Source organism: Sphingomonas sp. GC_Shp_5, from assembly GCF_026540855.1.
Classification (GTDB): Bacteria; Pseudomonadota; Alphaproteobacteria; order Sphingomonadales; family Sphingomonadaceae; genus Sphingomonas.
Map to the genome: position 1 here is coordinate 86,040 of NZ_JALNUP010000003.1, position 20,552 is coordinate 106,591.

General features: G+C 67.8%; 19 protein-coding genes and 1 tRNA gene. 6 read left to right on the forward strand and 14 right to left on the reverse strand.

What is annotated here, in order from left to right:
- Positions 1 to 227: 227 nt before the first annotated feature.
- Positions 228 to 318, reverse strand: a tRNA-Ser gene (locus OXR60_RS03775).
- 89 nt (positions 319 to 407) lie between these two features.
- Here OXR60_RS03775 and OXR60_RS03780 point away from each other — a divergent pair.
- Positions 408 to 1,253: a peptidylprolyl isomerase gene (locus tag OXR60_RS03780; protein ID WP_267394209.1), complete on the forward strand. Its 846-nt coding sequence runs from the start codon at positions 408 to 410 to the stop codon at positions 1,251 to 1,253.
- A 35-nt stretch (positions 1,254 to 1,288) separates the two neighbouring features.
- On the opposite strand, the gene OXR60_RS03785 is transcribed toward OXR60_RS03780, so the two are convergent.
- From OXR60_RS03785 to OXR60_RS03815, 7 genes are all read right to left on the reverse strand, one after another.
- Complete coding sequence (locus OXR60_RS03785; protein ID WP_267394211.1) at positions 1,289 to 1,891, reverse strand: ABC-type transport auxiliary lipoprotein family protein; 603 nt, start codon at positions 1,889 to 1,891, stop codon at positions 1,289 to 1,291.
- A 2-nt stretch (positions 1,892 to 1,893) separates the two neighbouring features.
- Entirely contained in the window at positions 1,894 to 2,859 is a 966-nt protein-coding gene (locus tag OXR60_RS03790) for an MlaD family protein (RefSeq protein WP_267394214.1), read from the reverse strand.
- The gene (locus OXR60_RS03795; RefSeq protein ID WP_267394216.1) at positions 2,859 to 3,791 is read right to left on the reverse strand and encodes an ABC transporter ATP-binding protein; all 933 of its coding nucleotides are present in this window, start codon (positions 3,789 to 3,791) and stop codon (positions 2,859 to 2,861) included. Before OXR60_RS03795 ends, OXR60_RS03790 begins: the two co-directional genes overlap by 1 nt.
- Positions 3,791 to 4,891, reverse strand: a complete 1,101-nt coding sequence (locus OXR60_RS03800; RefSeq protein ID WP_267394219.1) for an ABC transporter permease — start codon at positions 4,889 to 4,891, stop codon at positions 3,791 to 3,793. Before OXR60_RS03800 ends, OXR60_RS03795 begins: the two co-directional genes overlap by 1 nt.
- A gap of 82 nt (positions 4,892 to 4,973) precedes the next feature.
- Positions 4,974 to 6,179, reverse strand: coding sequence for a DUF445 domain-containing protein (locus tag OXR60_RS03805; protein ID WP_267394383.1), 1,206 nt, complete (start codon positions 6,177 to 6,179; stop codon positions 4,974 to 4,976).
- Positions 6,180 to 6,512: 333 nt separating this feature from the next.
- Positions 6,513 to 9,749 carry an efflux RND transporter permease subunit gene (locus tag OXR60_RS03810; RefSeq protein ID WP_267394221.1) on the reverse strand — a complete coding sequence of 1,079 codons (3,237 nt, stop codon included), beginning with the start codon at positions 9,747 to 9,749 and terminating at the stop codon, positions 6,513 to 6,515.
- A gap of 1 nt (position 9,750) precedes the next feature.
- A complete protein-coding gene (locus tag OXR60_RS03815) occupies positions 9,751 to 10,950 on the reverse strand; it encodes an efflux RND transporter periplasmic adaptor subunit (protein ID WP_267394223.1) in 1,200 nt (399 codons plus the stop codon).
- Positions 10,951 to 11,159: 209 nt separating this feature from the next.
- Between OXR60_RS03815 and OXR60_RS03820 the strand changes: the two genes are divergently transcribed.
- Positions 11,160 to 11,897 (forward strand): SIMPL domain-containing protein, encoded by a 738-nt coding sequence (locus OXR60_RS03820; protein ID WP_267394226.1) that lies wholly within the window; start codon positions 11,160 to 11,162, stop codon positions 11,895 to 11,897.
- A 68-nt stretch (positions 11,898 to 11,965) separates the two neighbouring features.
- Here the strand turns inward: OXR60_RS03820 and OXR60_RS03825 are convergent, their stop codons facing one another.
- From OXR60_RS03825 to OXR60_RS03835, 3 genes are all read right to left on the reverse strand, one after another.
- Positions 11,966 to 12,223 (reverse strand): GlsB/YeaQ/YmgE family stress response membrane protein, encoded by a 258-nt coding sequence (locus OXR60_RS03825; RefSeq protein WP_267394227.1) that lies wholly within the window; start codon positions 12,221 to 12,223, stop codon positions 11,966 to 11,968.
- Positions 12,224 to 12,312: 89 nt separating this feature from the next.
- Positions 12,313 to 12,612, reverse strand: coding sequence for a DUF1153 domain-containing protein (locus OXR60_RS03830; RefSeq protein WP_267394229.1), 300 nt, complete (start codon positions 12,610 to 12,612; stop codon positions 12,313 to 12,315).
- 103 nt (positions 12,613 to 12,715) lie between these two features.
- Entirely contained in the window at positions 12,716 to 12,943 is a 228-nt protein-coding gene (locus tag OXR60_RS03835; RefSeq protein WP_267394231.1) for a hypothetical protein, read from the reverse strand.
- A 135-nt stretch (positions 12,944 to 13,078) separates the two neighbouring features.
- On the opposite strand from OXR60_RS03835, the gene mnmA reads away from it, so the two are divergent.
- Together mnmA and OXR60_RS03845 are read left to right on the forward strand one after the other, a co-directional pair.
- Positions 13,079 to 14,188: a tRNA 2-thiouridine(34) synthase MnmA gene (mnmA, locus tag OXR60_RS03840; protein ID WP_267394233.1), complete on the forward strand. Its 1,110-nt coding sequence runs from the start codon at positions 13,079 to 13,081 to the stop codon at positions 14,186 to 14,188.
- The gene (locus tag OXR60_RS03845; RefSeq protein ID WP_267394235.1) at positions 14,185 to 14,484 is read left to right on the forward strand and encodes a UvrB/UvrC motif-containing protein; all 300 of its coding nucleotides are present in this window, start codon (positions 14,185 to 14,187) and stop codon (positions 14,482 to 14,484) included. Before mnmA ends, OXR60_RS03845 begins: the two co-directional genes overlap by 4 nt.
- A 119-nt stretch (positions 14,485 to 14,603) precedes the next feature.
- Here the strand turns inward: OXR60_RS03845 and OXR60_RS03850 are convergent, their stop codons facing one another.
- From OXR60_RS03850 to pdxH, 3 genes are read right to left on the reverse strand one after another with little or no spacing between them, the layout of a single operon-like run.
- Entirely contained in the window at positions 14,604 to 15,401 is a 798-nt protein-coding gene (locus OXR60_RS03850; RefSeq protein WP_267394237.1) for a PhzF family phenazine biosynthesis protein, read from the reverse strand.
- Positions 15,402 to 15,443: 42 nt separating this feature from the next.
- On the reverse strand, positions 15,444 to 16,391 hold the full coding sequence (locus OXR60_RS03855; protein WP_267394239.1) for a cation diffusion facilitator family transporter: 948 nt from the start codon (positions 16,389 to 16,391) through the stop codon (positions 15,444 to 15,446).
- The gene (gene pdxH, locus OXR60_RS03860; RefSeq protein ID WP_267394240.1) at positions 16,388 to 16,966 is read right to left on the reverse strand and encodes a pyridoxamine 5'-phosphate oxidase; all 579 of its coding nucleotides are present in this window, start codon (positions 16,964 to 16,966) and stop codon (positions 16,388 to 16,390) included. Before pdxH ends, OXR60_RS03855 begins: the two co-directional genes overlap by 4 nt.
- A gap of 133 nt (positions 16,967 to 17,099) precedes the next feature.
- On the opposite strand from pdxH, the gene OXR60_RS03865 reads away from it, so the two are divergent.
- Together OXR60_RS03865 and ligD are read left to right on the forward strand one after the other, a co-directional pair.
- On the forward strand, positions 17,100 to 17,999 hold the full coding sequence (locus tag OXR60_RS03865) for a Ku protein (RefSeq protein ID WP_267394242.1): 900 nt from the start codon (positions 17,100 to 17,102) through the stop codon (positions 17,997 to 17,999).
- Positions 18,000 to 18,006: 7 nt separating this feature from the next.
- Positions 18,007 to 20,481: a DNA ligase D gene (ligD, locus tag OXR60_RS03870; RefSeq protein ID WP_267394244.1), complete on the forward strand. Its 2,475-nt coding sequence runs from the start codon at positions 18,007 to 18,009 to the stop codon at positions 20,479 to 20,481.
- Positions 20,482 to 20,552: the final 71 nt, after the last annotated feature.

The window sequence follows — 20,552 nt, forward strand, 5'->3', positions numbered from 1 at the left end:
AGCGATGCATTTCGTATCCTGCAGCGTTGGCTTTTGGTCCGAAATCCGGCGATCGTGAATTTCGTACTGCGGGTCCCCCTCCGGAGAAACAGGCGCCCGTTGGGCTTCTGCCATGGTTATCAGTACCGCTCCGTGGTACAAAAAAGTGTTCCCCCAACCGCAGAATCGGCAGAAAACTGCGACTTTCGAGTCTATATCAGGAAGAGGGCGCCACGGGGCTGACTAGGTGGCGGAGCGGGAGGGATTCGAACCCTCGATACGCTTTTGACGTATACTCACTTTCCAGGCGAGCGCCTTCGACCACTCGGCCACCGCTCCGCATTTCTCCTGGAAGGGCGCGCCTAGCGTGTTGATCGGCATCTCGCAAGCGATTGCGCGCACGCGCGGGCTCGGGCAGTTTCTCGCCCATGCTTACCATGCTCGCGCTCGCCGCGCTTCAGGCTGCCACGCCTGCCGCCGTCACCCCCGCCGATCCGATCGAGGCGGACTGGCGGGCGATCCCCGATGACCAGTTGCTGGTGATCACGCTCGGCACCGGCAAGAGCGTCGTGATCCGGCTCGCGACGGCTTATGCGCCGGCGCACACCGGCAACATCCAGGCGCTCGCGCGGGCGCATTGGTGGGATGGTACCAGCGTCTACCGGGTGCAGGAGAACTGGGTGACGCAATGGGGGGACGAGAGCGAGAAGAAGCCTCTCCCCGCGGGCGTTGCACGCGCGCCGCGGGCCGAGTTCGAGATCGACCGCTTTTCGCCCGCGCAGCGTATGGCAAAGGCAGACGGCTATTCGACCGCATCGGGGATCACCGCCGACGGCTGGCCGGTGGCGACGGACGGCAAGGCGGCGTGGCTGACGCATTGCTACGGCATGGTCGGGGTCGCGCGCGACGCGCTGCCCGATACCGGCAGCGGCGCCGAGCTGTTCACGCCGATCGGCCAATCGGCGCGGCGGCTCGATCGCAACTACACCGTGGTCGGCCGGATCGTCGAGGGTATGCAGTATCTGTCGGGGCTGCCGCGGAGCGACGCGGCGATGGGCATGTATGCCACGGCCGCCGAGCGCGTGCCGATCGTGTCGGCCCGGCTGGCGTGTGACCTGCCGGCGACGAGCCGCCCGCATTTCCAGTATCGCGCCGCCGACAATCCGCGCTTCGCCGCCGCGATCGCCAAGCGCGAGAACCCCGCGCCGCCGACGGTGTCGCTCGGCGGCGCCGCGGTGTGCGACGTGCTACCCGCCGTCCGCCGCGCTCCTTAGGCGGCCCTCGCCGGCCACGGGTGCGGGGTACAGCCTCAGCGAGCGGCGCCGACCCAGTCCGCCGCTTCCGCCGCCACCTGGTTGGCGGCCTGGCTGAGCGCAGGCCCGGCCGAGCCCGCATCGATCGATGTGACCGGCACGCGAGCCTCGAAGCGGCGCTTCTCGACGCTGGTCTCGCCGGCGCGGGTCAAGGCCGCGTCATAGGTGACGACCGCCTCGTGGGTAGCGGCATCGAGCCCGAAGTTGCGCAGCTCGCCGGTCAGCACCGCGCTGGGATCGCTGATCGACTGGACGGTGGAGAGCACTACCATGTTGGTGCGCGCCGACACCGTGTCCGACAGCAGCCGCGCGAACAACCGCGCGGGCGGCTCGGCCCATTGCGCGTTCTTGACATAGGCGATCGTCGTCGGCGTCGATTGCACCGGCACCCGTGCCGTGGCGATTGCGGTCGGCGTCGCGGGCACCTGGATGGTGATCGAGCGCGCATGGGCCGAGCTCTGCTCGGCGCCGACCGCCGGCGAGGCGGCGGCCTGCAGCGTCAGCAGCGTGGGCGGGGGCTTGGCGCCGAAGCTGATGCAGCCGGCGAGCGGCGGCGTCGCGACCAGCAGCAATGACAGGGTGGCGAGCTTGGTCTTCATGGTCACTTGCCCTTGTAATCGGGGAGGCGCTGCTGGCCGACCAGCGACGTGGCGCCGCCCTGGTCGACCTTGTCGGCGATCGAGGACAGCGCGGTCGCGGTCACGCGGAGATCGCGGACCAGGCGGTTGGCCTCGGGGATGGTCTGCTTGGAGAAGGTCTGCAGGCCGGGGCGTGCATCCTGGATCGCCGAGTTGAGCGTCTCGGCGCTCTGCTGAGCCGAGGCGATCGCCTTGTTGAGGTTCTGCATCGCCGGATGGACGTCGTCGGTGAGCACGCCGTTGGTGGTGTTGGCGAGCGCGCCGATCGACTGGGCGGCATCGCCCGCCTGCTGGATCGCGACCCGGGTCTGCGCGAGCGTCGCCGCGATCTCGGGCCCGCGATCGGCGAGCGCATCGGTCAGCCGGTTGGTGTTGTCGAGGATGCCGGCGATCGACGCCTGATTGCGATCGGTGAGCAGGCCGGTGAGCCGCTCGGTGAGCGTCGACAGTCGCTCGAGCAGCTGCGGCGCCGAATTGAGGATCGCGCCGAGCCCGCCCTGCTTGGTCGGGATCACCGGCACGCCATAGGGGCAATCGTTGGCGGCATTCTGCTCGGGACAGGCGATCGCGGGCGCCCCCTTGCGGGCGCCATCCAGCGCGACCTGGCTGACCCCGGTGAAACCGACGCCGGAGATGGTCGCGGTGGTGCCGAGCAGCACCGGCGTGTCGTTGTTGACGCTGATCCGCACCCGCACATATTGCGGGTCGTTCTTCCACAGGTTGATCGCCTTCACCTGGCCCGAGGGCACGCCCGAGAAGGTAACCGACGACCCCTTGGCCAAGCCATCCACCGATTGCTTGAAGAAGATGTCATACTCCTTCTCCTCGGTGCCGCCGAGACGCGCGATCCACACGGTGAAGATCGCGAGCACGGCGAGCAGGATCAGCACCACCGCGCCGACGATCACATGGTTGGAACGCGTTTCCATCAGTTAGTCCTCGCCTGTTCGGCCGGCGTTTCGGTGTCAGCGGCACCCGTCGCCTTGAGTTCGGTTTGCTTAACGCCGGTGGGGTGCGCGGCCGCCTCGGCATCGGCGCTGCGATGCGCGACGATCCCGGCCTGCGCTTCTTGCGTCGCCACCGCGGCGCGACCGCGCGGGCCCTTGAAATATTCCTCGATCCACGGGTGATCGAGCGCGAGCAGCTCGTCGATGGTGCCGACCGCGATTACCTTCTTGTCAGCGAGCACCGCGACGCGATCGCAGATCGCATACAGCGAGTCGAGATCGTGGGTGATCAGGAACACCGTGAGCCCCAAGGTGCGCTGCAGCGAGCGGGTGAGTTCGTCGAACTGCGCCGCGCCGATCGGGTCGAGCCCGGCGGTCGGCTCGTCGAGGAAGAGCAGCTCGGGATCGAGCGCCAGCGCGCGGGCGAGGCCGGCGCGCTTGCGCATGCCGCCCGACAGCTCGGCGGGGAATTTAGGCCCGGCGTCGGCCGGCAGCCCGGTCATCACCACCTTGTAGGCGGCGATCTCGTCGAGCAGCGCCTGATCGAGCTCGGGATAGAATTCGCGCAAGGGGACTTCGACGTTCTCGGCGACCGTCAGCGTCGAGAACAAGGCGCCGCCTTGGAACAGCACGCCCCAGCGCTTGCGGATGTTGGTCGCCTCGGTTTCCTCGCGGCCGATGGTTGGCTCGCCAAACACGGTGATCTCGCCCGCGATCGGGGTCTGCAGCCCGATGATCGAGCGCATCAGCACCGACTTGCCGGTGCCCGAGCCACCGACCACGCCGAGGATCTCGCCGCGGCGGACATCGAGATCGAGTCCCTCGTGGACGACCGAATCGCCGAACGCGTTCTTGAGGCCCCTGACCTGGATGACCGGCTCGTCGCGGTCGCGGCCTGTGGTGCTGCGTGCCATCAGTTCCACCCCACCCAGGTGAAGAACACCGCGAAGAAGGCGTCGAGCACGATCACCAAGAAGATTGCCTGAACGACCGCGGAGGTGGTGCGCAGGCCGACCTGCTCGGCATCGGATTCGACCAGCATGCCCTGGAAACAGCCGGCAACGGCGATGATCAGCCCGAACACCGGCGCCTTGATCAGGCTGATGAACAGATCGGTGATCGGCACCACCTCGCGGATGCGCTGGATGAAGGTGACCGGCGGGATATCGAGGCTGATCCAGCACAGCAGCCCGCCGCCGATCATCGCGATCAGCGACGAATAGAAGGCGAGCAGCGGCATCAGCAGCACCGCCGCGAGGGTCCGCGGCAGCACCAGCGCCTCCATCGGCGAGACGCCGATGGTGCGCATCGCGTCTATCTCCTCGGTGAGCTTCATCGTGCCGAGCTGCGCGGCGAACGCCGAGCCCGATCGACCGGCGACCATGATCGCGGTCATAAGTACACCAAGTTCACGCAAAGTGAGCCTGCCGACCAAGTTAATGGTAAACACTTCTGCCCCAAATTGCCGAAGCTGGACCGCACCCTGCTGGGCGATGACGATGCCGATCAGGAAGCTCATCAGCCCGACGATCGCCAGCGCCTGGACGCCGACCACCTCGAAGCGGTGCACCGTGGCGTTGAAGCGGAAGCGACTCGGGTGGCGGATCACCATGCCAAAGGCGATGGTGGTGGCGCCGAGGAAGCCGAGCAGGCCGTAGAGGGTACGGAACGTCACCATCACGGCGTCGCCCACCTCACCGAGCAGCGCGCTGAAGGCGTTCTTCTTGACCGGGCGCATCGCCACCGGCTGATCGGCGGCGACCACCTGGTTCATCAGCTGCTGGCCGTCTTCGTCGAGCCCCTCGACCTTGGCATCGTGCCTGACCGCCAGCCGGTGGACCAGCCAGGCGCCGACGGTATCGATGCGGTCGATCCCGGACAGATCGATCTGCGCGACTCGGCCATCGACCGAATCGAGCCGCTCGGGCAGCTTGCCTAGCGAACGTAGTGAAAGATCACCGGAAAAGCGCAGCGTCCCGCCGCTATCCTGCTCGAAATCGGCCATCGCGCTCATCGCCGTCATCCTTGGGCGAAAGCAACGCGAACGGCAAGCTGATTGCTGAACGTGCCGAACCGAGTGGCGGCGGGCGATCGCATCAGAGCAGCACGTCCACCGTGTGGATGGCGAGGCCGACGAGACCGCCGACGATGGTGCCGTTGACGCGGATATATTGGAGATCGCGGCCGACGGCATTTTCAAGTCGGCGGGTGATGGTGCGCGCATCCCAGCCGCGGACCGTTTCCGAGACCAGCCTGACGATACCGTCGCCATAATCCGCGGCGACGCCCACCGCGGTGCGGCGCACGAAGCGGTTGATGGTCCGCGCCAGCCGCGGATCATGCTGCAGCGTCTGGCCGAGCTGGCGCAGCATGTCGCCGAGCTTGCCGGCCATCGCAGCCTCAGGATCGCGCGCGATGCGCAACAGCCCGGCGCGGGCCTGCTCCCACAGCCCATCGAGCCAGCGCTGCATCGCCGGATTGTCGATCAGCTCGTTCTTGAGCGCCTCCACCCGAGCGCGGGTGCGGCGATCGTGCTGGAGATCCCAGGCGAGGCGGTCCAGCCCCTCCTCCGCCTTCAGCCGCAGCGGATGATCGGGATGCTCGGCCATTTCCGCGAGCAATTTGTCGAGCCCGTTGATCAACTTGTCGGCGACCGTCTCGTCGAGCCCGGTCCAGCGCAGGATCGAGCCGGCGCGATCATGGACCATCTCGCGGATCATGTGGTCGTTGACCGCCAGCGTCTTGCCCGCCCAGCGGATCGCGGCGTCGAGCAGCGGCGCGTGGCGGTTCTCGGCAATCGCCGCCTTGAGCAGCTGACCGAGGATCGGCGACACCTCGGTGCCCCGCAGCCTCGCGCCGATGGTGGTCTTGACCATGCCGCCGAGCCGCGCCGGATCGAACGCGGCGAGCATCTCGGCAGCCATGCGCGATGCGCCGCGGCGGACGCGACCCCCGCCATGCGGCGGGTTGGCCAGCCAGCGGCCTGCCGCGCCGGCGACATCGAGCCGATACATCCGCCGACCGACCACCCGGGGGGTGAGGAAATTGGAGCGGAGGAACTGCGCCAGCGTGTCGCCGATCCGGTCCTTGTTGCGCGGCACGATCGCCGTGTGCGGGATCGGCAGCCCGAGCGGATGGCGGAACAGCGCGGTGACCGCGAACCAATCGGCGAGGCCACCGACCATCGCCGCCTCGCTGAACGCCTGGACGAAGCCCCAGGCCGGATGACGATCGACCAGCGCGCGGCTGGCAAGGAAGATCGCCGCCATCAGCACCAGCAGCCCAGTCGCGATCATGCGCATGCGCGTCAGCGCCGGCGGGGCGCCCTCTGGGTCGGCGCTCGCGCGGGAAAAGGGCATCATCGGAAGGACAATCCCTGAATGGCAGGATTGTTCAAGGACGATGTCGCTCGCCGGTGAAGGTAAACGGGGGTGATGGGCAGTCGTGGGTCGCTACAGCTGCGCACGACCATGGTGTCACCTGTGCCGGACTGGTCCCTAGAAGCATCGTGCCAGCGAAGGCTGCGGCCTCTGGCGGTACCGTCCCCGCTCCCCGACACAGATCCCCGCCTTCGCTGGGATGACGCATGGGAGGACGGCGCGGACGGGCCTCGTAGCCCAGCCCGCGCCCTCACCTCACTCGGCCGGCTGGGCACCCTCGTCGCCGTCGTGATAACCGATCCGCCCGGGGACCGGCCCCAGCGCCGGCGCATTCGGGCCGGCGATGCCGACCACGGTCGAGCCATCGTCGCCGGGGCGGTAGGTGAGCAACCGCCGGCCGAGCCGCGGCCCGACATAGCGCTCGATCCCGACCGCGAGGCTGAACGCCGCCGGCACGATCACCAGGGTAAGCACGGTGGAGAGGATCAGCCCGCCGATCACGACGATGCCCATCGGCGCGCGCCACGAGCCGTCGCCGCCGAGCGACAGCGCGGTTGGGATCATGCCTGCGACCATCGCCACCGTGGTCATCACGATCGGCTGCGCGCGCTTGTGCCCGGCATCGATGATCGCGGTCAGCGTGTCGACGCCCTTGCCCATCTCCTCGAGCGCGAAGTCGATCAGCAGGATCGAGTTCTTGGCGACAATGCCGATCAGCATCAGCAGGCCGATGAACACCGGGAGCGACAGCGGGTTGCCGGTCGCCCACAAGGCAAGCAGCCCGCCCAAAGGCGCGAGCAGCAGCGACGCCATGTTGACGAAGGGCGGCAGCGCGCGGCGGTAGAGCAGCACCAGCACCGCGAAGACGAGGAAGGTGCCCGAGATCACCGCGACCACGAAGTTGTTGAGCATCTCCTGCTGCCACTTGGCCTGGCCGAGCGTCAGCCGGTTCACGCCGAGCGGCAGGTCCTTCATCACCGGCAGATTGTCGATCTGCTTCTGCGCGATCCCCGAGACGATGCCCGGCGCGAGATCGGCGCCGATCGCGATGCGGCGCTGCTGGTTGACGCGGTCGATCTGCGTCGGCCCCGATCCCAGGCTGATATCGGCGATCAGGCTGAGCGGCACCGAGCCGCCGGTGGTGGTGGAGACCGGCAGGTTCTGGATCGTCGACAATTCGGTGCGCGCGCCTTGATCGAGCGCGACGCGGATCGGCACCTGGCGATCGGACAGCGAGAAGCGTGCCGAGTTCTGATCGATGTCGCCCAGCGTGGCGATGCGGATCGCGCTGGACAGCGCCTGGGTGGTGACACCGAGATTGGCGGCGAGATCGAGCCGCGGCTTGATCACGATTTCGGGCCGTTGGAGATTGCCCGAGATCCGTGGCTGGGTGATCGTCGCCAGGTGCGACATCTGCTCGACCAGCGTGTTGGCGGTCTTCTGCAGCAGCTCGGGATCGTCGCCACCGAGCACCACCGTCATGTCGCGGCCGGACGAGCCCCAGCCAAACTGCGAGCGGAAGCCGACGCGGGCGTCGGGGATCTTGGCGAGCTCGGGCGCGAGGTTGCGCTCGAACTCGGTGCTGGTGACCTTGCGGCCATCCTTGAGCGTCGCGGTGACGCGGCCGGTGTTGACCGCCCCGCCCGTGCCGGTGCGCGAATAGACCGACTGCACCTCGGGCTGGCGCCCGAGCAACGCCGCGACCCGGCTAACAACCGCATCGGTCTGGGCGAGCGTGGTGCCCGGCACCATCTCGATCGTCGCGGTGGAATCGTCATTGTCCTGCGGCGGCGAGAATTGCATCGGCACCACGCCGAACATGAAGATGGTGGCGACGAACGCCGCCAGGCCGAGGCCCATCACCCACATGCGATGATCGCGCCAGCGGCTGGTGAACCGGTGATAGCCACCCTGTGCGGCGCGCGCCTTGGCGCGCGTGCTGTCCAGCGTCCAGCGCAGCACCGCCATATAGGCGTCCATCAGCCTGCCCTCGCCGTGGCTGGCGTGGCCCGCCGCCTTCAGGAAATAGGCGGCGATCATCGGCGTGATCAGGCGCGCGACGGCAAGGCTCATCAGCACCGAGACGACGACGGTAAGGCCGAAGTTCTGGAAGTACTGCCCCGAGATGCCGGGCATCAGGCTGACCGGCATGAACACCGCGACGATCGACATGGTAGTGGCGAGCACGGCGAGGCCGATCTCGTCGGCGGCGTCGATCGAGGCCTGATAGGCGGATTTGCCCATCCGCATGTGGCGCACGATGTTCTCGATCTCGACGATCGCGTCATCCACCAGCACGCCCGCGACCAGGCTGAGCCCGAGCAGCGTCATCTGGTTGAGGTTGAAGCCGAGCAGCTCCATGAACCAGAAGGTGGGAATTGCCGACAGCGGGATGGCGAGCGCCGAGATCAGCGTCGCACGCCAGTCGCGCAGGAAGATCAGCACCACCAGCACGGCGAGGACGGCGCCCTCGATCATTGCATGGATGGCCGATTCATACTGCATCTCGGTGTATTTGACGCTGTTCGAGCGCAGCACGAAGTGAACGCCGGGGTTGCGCTTCTCGAGCGCCTCCAGCTTCTTCACCGCCTCCTTGAACACCGCGACGTCCGAAGCGCCCTTGGCGCGCTGGAAATCGAAGCTGATCGCCTGGCGCCCGTCCACCGCGGCACGGCTGCGCTGCTCGGCGTAGAGATCGCGGACGATGGCGATGTCGCCCAGCCGGACGGTGCGACCGTCACCGACGTTGATCTGGGTGGCGGCGAGCTGGTTGGCGTTGCGGGCGTTGCCGAGCACGCGCACCGATTGCTCGGAGCCGGCGATCTCGGCACGGCCGCCGGCGGCGTTGAGGTTGATCAATCGCAGCTGCTGATTGACCTGGCTGGCGGTAAGCCCCTGGCTTTGCAGCTTGAGCGGATCGAGGATCACGCGGATCTCGCGGCTGACGCCGCCGTTGCGGTTGACCGCGGCCATGCCGGGCACCGACAGCAGTTCCTTGGTGACGGTATTGTCGATGTACCAGCTGAGCTGCTCCACCGTCATGTCGCTGGCGATCGCCGAATAACTGGCGAGATCGTTATCGGTGGTGTCGGCGCGGAAGATCTGCGGCTCGAGGATGCCCTCGGGCAGGTCGCTGCGGATCTGGGCGATCTTGTCGCGCGTATCGTTGACCGCGCGATCGATCGGCGTGCCGATCGCGAGCTGGACCACGGTGGTGGAGCTGCCCTCGGTGACGGTGGAGGTGATCTCGTCGATGCCCTGCAGGCTGCGCACCGCCGCCTCGACGCGGTTGGTGACCTGGTTTTCAAGCTCGGTCGGCGCCGCGCCGGGCTGGCTGATGACGACGATCACGACCGGGAAATCGATATCCGGATCGTTGTTCACGTCCATCCGCATGAACGCCACGATCCCCGCCAGCGTCAGCGCGATGAACAGCACGATCGGGGGAACCGGGTTGCGGATCGCCCAGGCGGAGATGTTGCGGAAGCTCATGTCAGCTCGCCTTCAAATCGGCCGCGGCTACGGCGGCCTTGATCACCGGCTTGACCTTCTGGCCCGGCGCCAGGAAGCCACCGGCGGAGAGCACCACGCGCTCGTTGCCGGCAAGGCCGCCCCGCACGATGACGCCGGCATCCGAGACCTGGCCGATCTGGATATTGCGCCGTTCCACCTTGTTGTCGGCGCCGACGATGTAGACGAAGCTGCCCTTGTCGTCGCTCTGCAGCGCCGAATCGGGGAGCAACGGGGCCATCGCGGTGCCGCCGACGATGGTCGAGGCGGCAAAGCCGCCCGGGCGCAGCGATGGATTATAGGTGAGCGCGATGCGGGCGATGCCCTGGCGGGTCTGCGGATCGATCACCGGCGATACCTGCCACACCTGACCCTGATAGCCCTGGTCCGAACCGACCGGGGTGACGGTCGCGCGTGCGCCGACATGGATGCCGGCGAGATCGGCTTCGCTGAGCTGGGCGCGCATCTCCATCTGCCCGTCCATTGCCATGCGGAACAGCATGCCGCTGCCCGAGCTGACGATCTGGCCGGGCTCGGCCTGACGGGTCAGCACCAGCCCGGCCGCAGGCGCGCGTATGTCGAGCCGGCCGGTGCGCGCATTGGCCTCACGCCACGATGCCTGGGCGACGCGGACGCGCGCAGCGGCGGCATCGCGGGTCGCGGTCAGTCGCTGGAGATCGGCCTTGGAGATGAAACCGCGATCCACCAACTGCTTGGCGCGATCGAGCTCGGCCTGGGCGATGCTCTGGTCTGACTGCGACACCGACACCTGCGCGGCGAGCGATTGCGCAGTCTGCACCTGGACCGAGCGATCGATGGTCGCGAGCACCTGGCCGGCGCCGACCCACTGCCCGGGCTCAACGAGCACGCGGGTGATCATCCCGCCCTCGCCGGCGACGCCGACCGGCATCTCGCGCTTGGCGGCAAGCGTGCCAGTCGCCGAGACGGTGCGGTCGATCGCCTTGCGGCCCGGCACCACCACCGACACCGACGGCAGCTGCTCGGTCGGCCCAGCCGGCTTGGCGTCCTTCTTGCCCGCGGCGAACATCCACCAGCCGAGCGCCAGCAGCACGATCAGCACGAGCGCGCCGATCACGATCCTGCGACCACGGCGCGACGGTGCCGCCTCGCCCGGCAAGGCCAGCCGCTCGTCGTGCCCCAGCGATCCCGTCTCGTAGTCCATGCGTGTTACATCCCCGTCCCGGTCACGCGGGCCGCCGCGTCGCGCAGCTGTGTTATATGAATAAGTCACCGCGCTCAAGCCCCCCGGTTGGCGCGGCGCTGCTCATGCCCGATTTATTTGGCGCGCGCAATATAGTGGCGCCGTTCAGCCGGGGTTGATCTTTGTTGCACCAAGCGACGGCGCGTCACGCAAGTAACGGGAGAGAATATATGAACAGCACATCTGCAGGCTCGATCGCAATCCTGGCGCTGCTCGGCGCGGTGCCGGGCGCCGCCGCGGCGCAGAGCGCGACCACGGTGGAGCCGCTGGTGCCGGCACAGGGCACGATCCTCGACGTCAGCGCGGAAGGGCGCACCACGCGGGTGCCGGATCTCGCCACGGTGCGCGCCGGCGTCGTCTCGCAGGGCGATACCGCGGCGGCGGCCCTCGCCGACAATGCGGCGCGGATGGCGCGGGTGCTCGCCGCGGTGAAGCGCGCCGGCATCGCAGCCCGCGACGTCGCCACCGCCAGCGTTCAGCTCAGCCCGCAATATCGCTACGCCGATGGCCAGCCGCCGGCGATCACCGGCTATCAGGCGAGCAACACCGTCTCGATCCGCTTTCGCGACGTCGCCAAGGCAGGGCCGGTGCTCGATGCGCTGGTCGCGCAGGGCGCCAACCAGATCGACGGGCCGTCGCTGTCGATCGACCAGCCCGATGCCGCGCTCGACGAGGCACGCGGCGATGCCGTCAAGCGCGCCCGCGCCCGCGCCGCGCTATACGCCGCGGCGGCAGGCCTGCGGGTGGTGCGCGTGATCTCGATCGCGGAGGCGGGCGAGGATGCCGGCAATCCGGGACTGCAACCGATGTTCATGGCGCGGGCGAAGGCCGCGGATGCGAGCACCCAGATTGCCGCGGGCGAGAAGCAGGTCAGCGTCACGCTCTCGGTGCGCTTCCTCCTGCAATAGGCCATGAAAAAGGGCCGCCCGGTCGCCCGGACGGCCCTTTCCACTGTTTCGCGTGACGAAGCGAAAGCTTAGCGGACGCTGCCGCGACGCACCAGGTTGACGATCGCGAGCAGGATGATCGCGCCGAGCAGTGACACCAGGAACGAATAGATCGTCAGCGGCGCGTTGTTGATCGAGCCACCCGACATGATCAGGCCACCGATGAACGCGCCGACGATGCCGACCACGATGTTAAGAAAGATGCCCTGCTGGCCATCGGTACGCATGATGATGCTGGCCAGCCAACCGATGACGCCGCCGATGATCAGCCACAGAATGATACCCATAAGTCCCTCCATTGCACCCCTAGCGGGCTCTGGCGGAAAGACTCACGAGCGCAGAAATTTGTTCCGTTCGCGTTTCGTTATGCCCGGGCTCAATATTTCTGCTGGCGCTCGTACAGCGATTTATAGTGCTGGATCCGCGTCACCCGCAGCCCGGGCATGCCGGAGCGGTCGATCGCGCGCTGCCAGCCGGCGAATTCCTCCACCGTCAGATTGTAGCGCGCGCAGACGTCGTCCACCGAGAGCAGCCCGCCGTTGACGGCCGCGACCACCTCCGCCTTGCGGCGCACCACCCACCGCGTCGTCGACGGCGGCGGCAGCGAATCCAGGGTAAGCGACTCGCCGAGCGGGCCGATTACCTTGGCGGGGCGGATTTTCTGGTTCTCGATCATTACTCAACCTCGATCGGGGCGGGGGCCCCCTACCTGAACTCTGTGACGTGACCTTAAAGGTGGGACTTGAAGATCACCTGAAACGCCAAGGTTAATAGTCCGTTTACTCGTCCTTCCATCGCAGCAGCGCTGCGGCCATCGGCCCGTTAAACGCGCCGTCCAGTGGCGCGAGCAGCCGCGACGTATCGGTCAGTCGCCCGAAGCTCGCCTGCACCGCCGCCGTCTGGCTGCCGGTCTGCCGAGCCGCAATCCCCACCATCAGCACCGCCAGGTCGCTGGGTAGCTGGGTGACCTCTGACTCTCTGTCAAAACCGGGGAAGCTCAGATCCAACGAACGGTCTTTCCTGTCGTTATCGTCGGCAACCCCTAGCCCCGGTCTGGTGAAGGCGGGGTAAAGCGACCCGCAAGGGATCGTGAACCTTCCCTAATTTTGCGGTGAGCCGTGGAAGCGCCTATGTAGGCCGCCATGAACGAGGTGGATTTCCAGCTGTCCGGCCCTGCCGGCGCGCGGCGCATCGTCGTCGCCATGTCCGGCGGCGTCGACAGTTCCGTGGTGGCCGCGCTCGCAGCGCGTACCGGCGCCGAGACAATCGGGGTGACACTGCAGCTCTACGACCATGGCGAAGCCGTCGGCCGCGCGGGCAGCTGCTGCGCCGGCCGCGACATCCGCGACGCGCGCGCGGTGTGCGACACGCTCGGCATCGCGCATTATGTGTTCGATCACGAGACGAGCTTTCGCGAACAGGTGGTCGACCGCTTCGCCGATGAATATCTCGCCGGGCGCACCCCCATCCCGTGCGTCCAGTGCAACACCGGGCCGAAGTTCACCGACCTGCTCACGCTCGCCCGCAATCTCGGCGCGGATTGCCTCGCCACCGGCCATTACGTTCGCCGGATCGAGGGTGCGGCGGGCGCCGAGCTCCACCGCGGCGCCGATCCCGCGCGCGACCAGAGCTATTTCCTGTTCGCGACCACGCAAGCCCAGCTCGATTACCTGCGCTTCCCCCTGGGCGGCCTGCCCAAGGCGCGGGTGCGCGAGATCGCCGCCGAGCTCGGCCTCGGCGTCGCCGCCAAGCCGGACAGCCAGGACATCTGCTTCGTGCCCGACGGCGATTATGCCGGGCTGGTCAAGAAGCTGCGCCCCGAGGCCGATACCGCCGGCGACATCGTCGACCTCGGCGGCCGCAAGCTCGGCGAGCATCGCGGCATCATCCACTTCACCGTCGGCCAGCGCCGCGGGCTGGAGATCGGCGGCAGCCCCGAGCCGCTCTACGTGGTGCGGGTGGACGCGGCCGCACGCCAGGTGGTGGTCGGCCCGCGCGCCGCACTAGCGGTGGAGGCGGCGCAGATCACCGGGCTCAACTGGATTGGCGGCGACCATCACGGGCCGCTCACCGCCAAGGTGCGCTCGATGGCCAAGCCGGTGCCGGCGCGGCTGGCGGGCGACCGGCTGGTGTTCGACGCGCCGGAATATGGCGTCTCGCCCGGGCAGGCGGCGGTGCTCTATGCCGGCGATCGCGTGCTCGGCGGCGGCTGGATCGCGGCAACCGAGGCGGCACTCGCCGCCGCGGCATGACCGGTTCGATCGCAGCCTTGCGCGAGGCCATGCAGGCAGCCGCGGCCGCGCTCGACTTCGAGGAGGCCCAGCGGCTGCGCGACCAGATCAGCCTGTTGCGCGCCGCCGGCGAGGCGAGCGGCACCGGGATCGACCCCGCTGCTATCGACCCGAGCGGTCTGCAGCGCCAGCAGCCCGGCGCGATGGGGCTCGGCACCAGCCAGCAGCGGGTGACGCCGCCGGCGGGATGGGTGAAGCCGCGCAAGCCCGATCCGATGACCAAGGGCCGGTCGCGCGGGCGCAAGCCCCTGCCGTAACTCCCTCTCCGTTCGTGCTGAGCCCGTCGAAGCATCGTGCGACTGATGCCCTTCGACAGGCTCAGGCGAACGCAAGGGTCAGTCAGCCTAGATTGTTCGTGCTCGCTTAACCTTGCCCGTTAGGGCAGCAGGAACGTCCCCTCGATCACCGTCACGCAGCTGCCGCCGAGCACCACCCGGTCGCCCTCGAGCGAACAGGTCAGCCGGCCGCCGCGCGCGCTGGCCTGATAGGCGGTGAGCCGGTCGCGCCCGAGCCGCTGCGCCCAGTAAGGCACCACCACCGCGTGCGCCGATCCGGTAACCGGATCCTCGTCGATGCCGCCGCCCGGCGCAAAGGCACGGCTGACGATATCGGTGGTGTCGCCGGGAGCGGTGACGATCGCGAGCCAATCGCCCTGCTGCGCCAGCTTGCGGAAATCGGGATCGACGGCGCGGACCTGGTCCTCGCTTTCGAGCACCACCACGCCGTAGCGATGCTCGTGCCACAGCGTCTCGACCGCCGGATCGACCCCGAGCGCCTCGACGATCTCGGGCAGCGGCTTGGGGCTCGGCACCCACGCCGGCAGCGCGAGCAGATAACCATCGTCGCGCCGGCTCACCTCGAGCAGGCCGGCCTGACGCGTGCGGAAGCGGACCCGATCGAGCGTGTAGTCCGACGACAGCACGAAATGCCCGCTCGCCAGCGTCGCATGGCCGCACATCACCACTTCGTTGGTGGGGGTGAACCAGCGCAGCTCGAACTCGGCATCGCTGTCGGCGGACGGTACGATGAACGCGGTCTCGCTGAGGTTGTTCTCGGCGGCGATGCGCTGCAGCACCGCGTCGTCGAGCCACGCCGCCAGCGGCATCACCGCGGCGGGATTGCCGGCGAAGGGCGTGTCGGTGAAGGCGTCGATCTGGGCGAACGGTATTCTCACGCGATCAATCCTCTGCGGGGCCGGGCAAGCGCGTCGCCGCGCCTATAGCCGCTTGCTGAACCAATGGGGGGTAACGTCGGCCTCGACCAGCGGGTTGTCGGTATCGACATGGCCCTCGGGATCGAGGTGGATCAGCACCTCCACCTTGGGAAAGGCGCCACGCAGCTTGACCTCGACCGCCTCGACGATGTCGTGCGCCGCGCTCACCGTGAGGTTGCGATCCACCTCCATGTGGAATTGCGCGAAGTCATGGCTACCCGAGCGCCGGGTGCGGAAATCGTGGATGCCCCTGATCCCGGGCTGGCGCGCCGCGACCTCGAGGAAGGCGTGGCGCTGGTCCTCGGGCCACTCCTTGTCCATCAACTGGTCAATCGCGTTGGACGAGGCCTGGAACGCGCCCCAGGCGAGCCACAGCGCGATGGCGATGCCGAAGATCGGATCGGCCTTGTGCCAGCCGAGATATTGATCGACGACCAGCGCCACGATCACCGAACCGTTGAGCAGCACGTCCGACTGGTAATGGACATTGTCCGCCATGATCGCGACCGAGCCGGTCTGGCGGATGATGCGGCGCTGGTACCAGAGCAGCACGGCGGTGGCGGCGATCGCCACCACCGACACGCCGATGCCAAAGCCCGCGTCGCCGGTCGCGCCATTCTCGCCGAGCGCGGTGATCGCGCGCCAGCCGATCGCGGCTGCCGAGGCGGTGATCAGCGCGACCTGGAACAGCGCTGCGAGTGCCTCCGCCTTGCCATGGCCAAAACGGTGATCGTGATCGGCGGGCTCGGCGGCGAGGCGGACGCCGTAGAGCGTCACCAGGCTGGCGAGCAGATCGAGCACGGTATCGGCAAGGCTGCCGAGCATCGCCACCGAGCCGGTCTGCCAGGCGGCAAAGCTCTTCAGCGCCAGCAGAAAACAGGCCATCGCCACGCTGGCCAGCGCGGCGCGCGTGGCCAAAGGCAGGATCCGGCGGCGTTCGTCACCCGTCATGGGAACAGCAATCCCTCGCTCCACCCGTCGCCATCGCGGGTGAACAGCCGACGCTCATGTAGCCGATGCGCCCGGTCCTGCCAAAATTCGATGGCATCGGGGGTGACGCGGTAGCCGCCCCAATGCGGCGGCCGCGGCACCGGACCGCCCTCGAACTGCGTCGTCATCTCGGCGACCCGCGCCTCGAACGTCTCGCGCGCGTCAAGCGGGCGCGACTGGTCAGATGCCCAGGCGCCGAGCTGCGAATCGCGCCCGCGGCTGGCGAAATAGGCATCCGACTCGGCATCGGTGGCGAGGCTCACCTGGCCTTCGATGCGGATCTGCCGGCGCAGCGACTTCCAGTGAAACAGCAGCGCCGCCTGCATGTTCGCGCCAAGGTCGGCGGCCTTGCGGCTGCCGCGGTTGGTGTAGAACACGAAGCCATCGGGGCCATGGCCCTTGAACAGCACCATGCGCACCGAGGGGCGGCCCGCTCCATCGGCGGTGGCCAGTGCCATCGCATTTGGGTCGTTGATTTCTGATGCGCGTGCCTCGGCATACCAACTGTCGAACAGCACAAAGGGATCGGTGGTCATCCGCCGCCCTTAGCGACTTTCGGCGACGCCGTCATGCCGGGCCGTCAGGCAGCCAGCGATGCGGTTTCGACGGCCACGGAACGACTCCGTCGCCGGGGAATTGAATCGGCCCCGCAACGAGGTGTTTTTCCGCATGGCCGCACGCGCTTACTGGCAAGGGCAGATCAGGCTCGCCCTCGTCTCGATCCCGGTCGAAATTTATTCGGCCACCAAGAGCGGCGCGGCGGTGTCGTTCAAGCAGATCCACGAGCCCTCGGGACAGCCGATCCATTACGAGAAGGTCGTCACCGGGATCGGCCCGGTGGACACCGACGAGATCATGAAGGGCTATGAGGTCTCCAAGGGCGAGTTCGTGCTGCTCGAGCAGGACGAGATCGATGCGGTGAAGCTCGAATCGAAAAAGACGCTGGAGCTCACCCAGTTCGTCGATGCGAGCGAGATCGACGTCATCTATTACGAGAAGCCCTATTTCGTGGTCCCGGCCGACGACCTTGCCGAAGAAGCGTTCATCGTGCTGCGCGAGGCGCTCAAGCGGACCAAGAAGGTCGGGCTCGGCCAGCTAGCGCTAAGGGGCCGCGAATATGTCGTCAGCCTCAAGCCGTGCGGGCGCGGCATGGTGCTGGAGACGCTGCGTTACGCCGACGAGGTCAACAAGGCGCAGAGCTATTTCCGCGAAATCCCCGAGGGCAAGCCCGACGAGGATCTGCTCGATCTCGCCGAAGCGCTGATCGAGAAGAAGACCGGCGCGTTCGATCCGCAGGAGTTCCACGATCGCTATGTCGATGCGCTGAAGGAGCTGGTCGAGCGCAAGCGCAAGGCCAAGGGCGGCAAGATCATCGAGGAGAAGGACGATGGCGGCGGGCGCTCGGCGTCCAACGTCGTCGACCTGATGGCGGCGCTGAAGAAATCGATGGAAAAGCCCGGCGCGGCCCCCGCCAAGGCGGCACCGGCCAAGAAGCCGGCGGCGAAAAAGGCGGCGGCCGACGACGCCCCTGCCCCGGCGAAGAAACCAGCGGCGAAGAAGCGGGCCTGAGGGCTAGATGGCCACCACCGATCCGCTCTCGCGCTACAACGCCAAGCGCGATTTCACCAAGACCGCCGAGCCCGCGGGCACGCTGGCGCCGGGCCACGGCAACAGTTTCATGGTCCAGAAGCATGACGCGACCCGGCTGCACTGGGATTTCCGGCTGGAGATAGACGGCGTGCTCAAGAGCTGGGCGGTGACGCGCGGCCCCAGCCTGGATCCCGCCGAGAAGCGCCTCGCGGTGCGCACCGAGGATCACCCGCTGTCCTACGCGACCTTCGAGGGCACCATCCCGGCGGGCGAATATGGCGGCGGCACGGTGATGCTGTGGGATCGCGGCACCTGGTCGCCGATCGCGGGCAAGAGCGCCAAGGACATCGAGCACGGCCATCTCCACTTCGTGCTCGAGGGCGAGCGGATGAAGGGCGAATGGCTGCTGATCCGGCTGAAGCCGCGCGGCCGCGAGAAGAACGAGAACTGGCTGCTGCGCAAGATCGACGATGCCGCCGCCGGCGGCACCGACACGCTGGTCGAGGAGGCGCTGACCAGCGTCGCCACCGGGCGGACGATGCAGGAGATCGCCGAGGGCAAGAGGCCGGCCAAGGCCGCGCCGGCGAAGAAGGCCGCCGTCAAAACCGCCGCTAAGACCAGGGCCAAGGCCGCCGCGGCCGCCAAGGGCAAGCCGCCGGCCTTCCAGGAACCGCAATTGTGTACGCTGGTGGACAGCGTCCCCACCGGCGGCGGCTGGCTCCACGAGGTGAAATATGACGGCTATCGCGCGCTGGTCGCTGTCGGCGGCGGCACCGCCAAGGTCTATACCCGAAGCGGGCTCGACTGGACCGACAAGTTCGCCGCGATCGCCGAGGCGGCGGCGGCGCTGCCGGTGACGTCGGCGCTGATCGATGGCGAGATCGTCGCCTTCAAGGACGGCCGGCCGGATTTCTCCACGCTCAAGGACGCGATCTCGGCGGGCGGCGACATGACGTTGTTCGCCTTCGACCTGCTCGAGCTCGACGGCGAGGATCTGACCGGGCTCGCGAACATCGCCCGCAAGGAGCGGCTGCACGCGATCATTCCGAACAGCGATCGGATCCATTATTCCGATCACGTGCTCGGCTCGGGCGAGCAATTGTTCGAGACGATGTGCCGCGAGGGGCTGGAGGGTGTCGTCTCAAAGCAGGCCGATGCACCCTATCGCGGCCGCCGCACCAAGGCGTGGCTCAAGGCCAAATGCACCAGGCGGCAGGAGTTCGTGATCGTCGGCTGGACGCCGTCGGACAAGAACCGCGGCTTCAAGTCGCTGCTGCTCGGCGTCCATGAGGCAGGCGTGCTGCGCTATGCGGGCAAGGTCGGCACCGGCTTCGGCGCCGCGCTGATGGACGAGATCGGCGACAAGCTCGCCGCGCTGGCGCAGGCGGAGCCGACGGTGAAGGCGCCGCGCGCGATGGTGCGCGGCGCCAAATGGGTGACGCCCGAGCTGGTCGCCGAGATCGCCTTCACCGAGGTGACGCCCGATGGCGTGCTCCGCCACCCGAGCTTCCTCGGCCTGCGCGGCGACAAGAAGGCGGCGGACGTGGTGGTAGAGACGCCCGAGCCGGCACCCGCGACGCTCACGGCCGAGCTCCCCGAGGTCCACGTCAAGGTGAGCAGCCGCGACCGGGTGATCTTTCCCGAATCGGACGTCACCAAGGGCGAGCTCGCGGACTATTACGCGCAGGTCTCGCCGATCATGCTGCCCTGGGCCGGGCGCCGGCCGGTCAGCCTGGTGCGTTGCCCGCAAGGCCGCGCCAAGCAATGCTTCTTCCAGAAGCACGATGCCGGCAGCTTCGGCGAATGGGTCCACCATGTCGACGTTACCGAGAAGGACGGCACCGTCGAGCCCTATCTCTACGTCGACGACGTCGATGGCCTCACCGCCTGCGTCCAGATGGGCACCATCGAATTCCACGGCTGGGGCTCGTCGATCGACGCGCTCGAGCAGCCCGACCGGCTGGTGTTCGATCTCGACCCCGACGAGGGGCTCGATTTCGGCGACACCAAACGCGCCGCCGACTATCTCAAGAACCAGCTCGCCGAGATCGGGCTGGTAAGCTTCCCGCTGCTGTCGGGCGGCAAGGGCGTTCATGTGGTGGTGCCGCTGACGCCGCAAGCAGAATGGCCGGCGGTGAAGGACTTCGCCGATCGCTTTGCCCGCGCGCTAGCCGCCGCGGACCCCGAGCGGTTCGTCGCGGTGATGTCCAAGGCCAAGCGCAAGGGCAAGATCTTCATCGACTATCTGCGCAACCAGCGCGGCGCTACCGCGATCATGCCCTATGCCGCGCGGGCGCGTGCCGGCGCGCCGGTCGCGGCACCGGTCTCCTGGACCGAGCTGCGCGACCTAGACACCGCGGCGCGCTGGAGCGTGCGCGATGCCGCGGAGCTGCTCGAACGCGCCGGCTCGCGTGCGCTGGAGGGCTGGGGCATCGCTGATCAGGTACTGCCGGACCTCTAACGCCTCATCATCCAGGGCTCGACGTGGGCTGACCAAGGATCAGCGCCCTTTTATGTTGCATGGCAGCGCGC

Excerpts from the sequence above, each read along its gene's own strand:
- OXR60_RS03825 (WP_267394227.1), bottom strand. The coding sequence starts at position 12,223 with ATGGGTATCATTCTGTGGCTGATCATCGGCGGCGTCATCGGTTGGCTG.
- OXR60_RS03810 (WP_267394221.1), bottom strand. The coding sequence starts at position 9,749 with ATGAGCTTCCGCAACATCTCCGCCTGGGCGATCCGCAACCCGGTTCCC.
- OXR60_RS03800 (WP_267394219.1), bottom strand. The coding sequence starts at position 4,891 with ATGAGCGCGATGGCCGATTTCGAGCAGGATAGCGGCGGGACGCTGCGC.
- pdxH (WP_267394240.1), bottom strand. The coding sequence starts at position 16,966 with ATGACCACCGATCCCTTTGTGCTGTTCGACAGTTGGTATGCCGAGGCA.
- OXR60_RS03815 (WP_267394223.1), bottom strand. The coding sequence starts at position 10,950 with ATGGACTACGAGACGGGATCGCTGGGGCACGACGAGCGGCTGGCCTTG.
- OXR60_RS03795 (WP_267394216.1), bottom strand. The coding sequence starts at position 3,791 with ATGGCACGCAGCACCACAGGCCGCGACCGCGACGAGCCGGTCATCCAG.
- OXR60_RS03780 (WP_267394209.1), top strand. The coding sequence starts at position 408 with ATGCTTACCATGCTCGCGCTCGCCGCGCTTCAGGCTGCCACGCCTGCC.
- OXR60_RS03855 (WP_267394239.1), bottom strand. The coding sequence starts at position 16,391 with ATGACGGGTGACGAACGCCGCCGGATCCTGCCTTTGGCCACGCGCGCC.
- OXR60_RS03785 (WP_267394211.1), bottom strand. The coding sequence starts at position 1,891 with ATGAAGACCAAGCTCGCCACCCTGTCATTGCTGCTGGTCGCGACGCCG.
- ligD (WP_267394244.1), top strand. The coding sequence starts at position 18,007 with ATGGCCACCACCGATCCGCTCTCGCGCTACAACGCCAAGCGCGATTTC.
- OXR60_RS03865 (WP_267394242.1), top strand. The coding sequence starts at position 17,100 with ATGGCCGCACGCGCTTACTGGCAAGGGCAGATCAGGCTCGCCCTCGTC.
- OXR60_RS03830 (WP_267394229.1), bottom strand. The coding sequence starts at position 12,612 with ATGATCGAGAACCAGAAAATCCGCCCCGCCAAGGTAATCGGCCCGCTC.
- OXR60_RS03845 (WP_267394235.1), top strand. The coding sequence starts at position 14,185 with ATGACCGGTTCGATCGCAGCCTTGCGCGAGGCCATGCAGGCAGCCGCG.
- OXR60_RS03805 (WP_267394383.1), bottom strand. The coding sequence starts at position 6,179 with ATGCGCATGATCGCGACTGGGCTGCTGGTGCTGATGGCGGCGATCTTC.
- OXR60_RS03790 (WP_267394214.1), bottom strand. The coding sequence starts at position 2,859 with ATGGAAACGCGTTCCAACCATGTGATCGTCGGCGCGGTGGTGCTGATC.
- mnmA (WP_267394233.1), top strand. The coding sequence starts at position 13,079 with ATGAACGAGGTGGATTTCCAGCTGTCCGGCCCTGCCGGCGCGCGGCGC.
- OXR60_RS03820 (WP_267394226.1), top strand. The coding sequence starts at position 11,160 with ATGAACAGCACATCTGCAGGCTCGATCGCAATCCTGGCGCTGCTCGGC.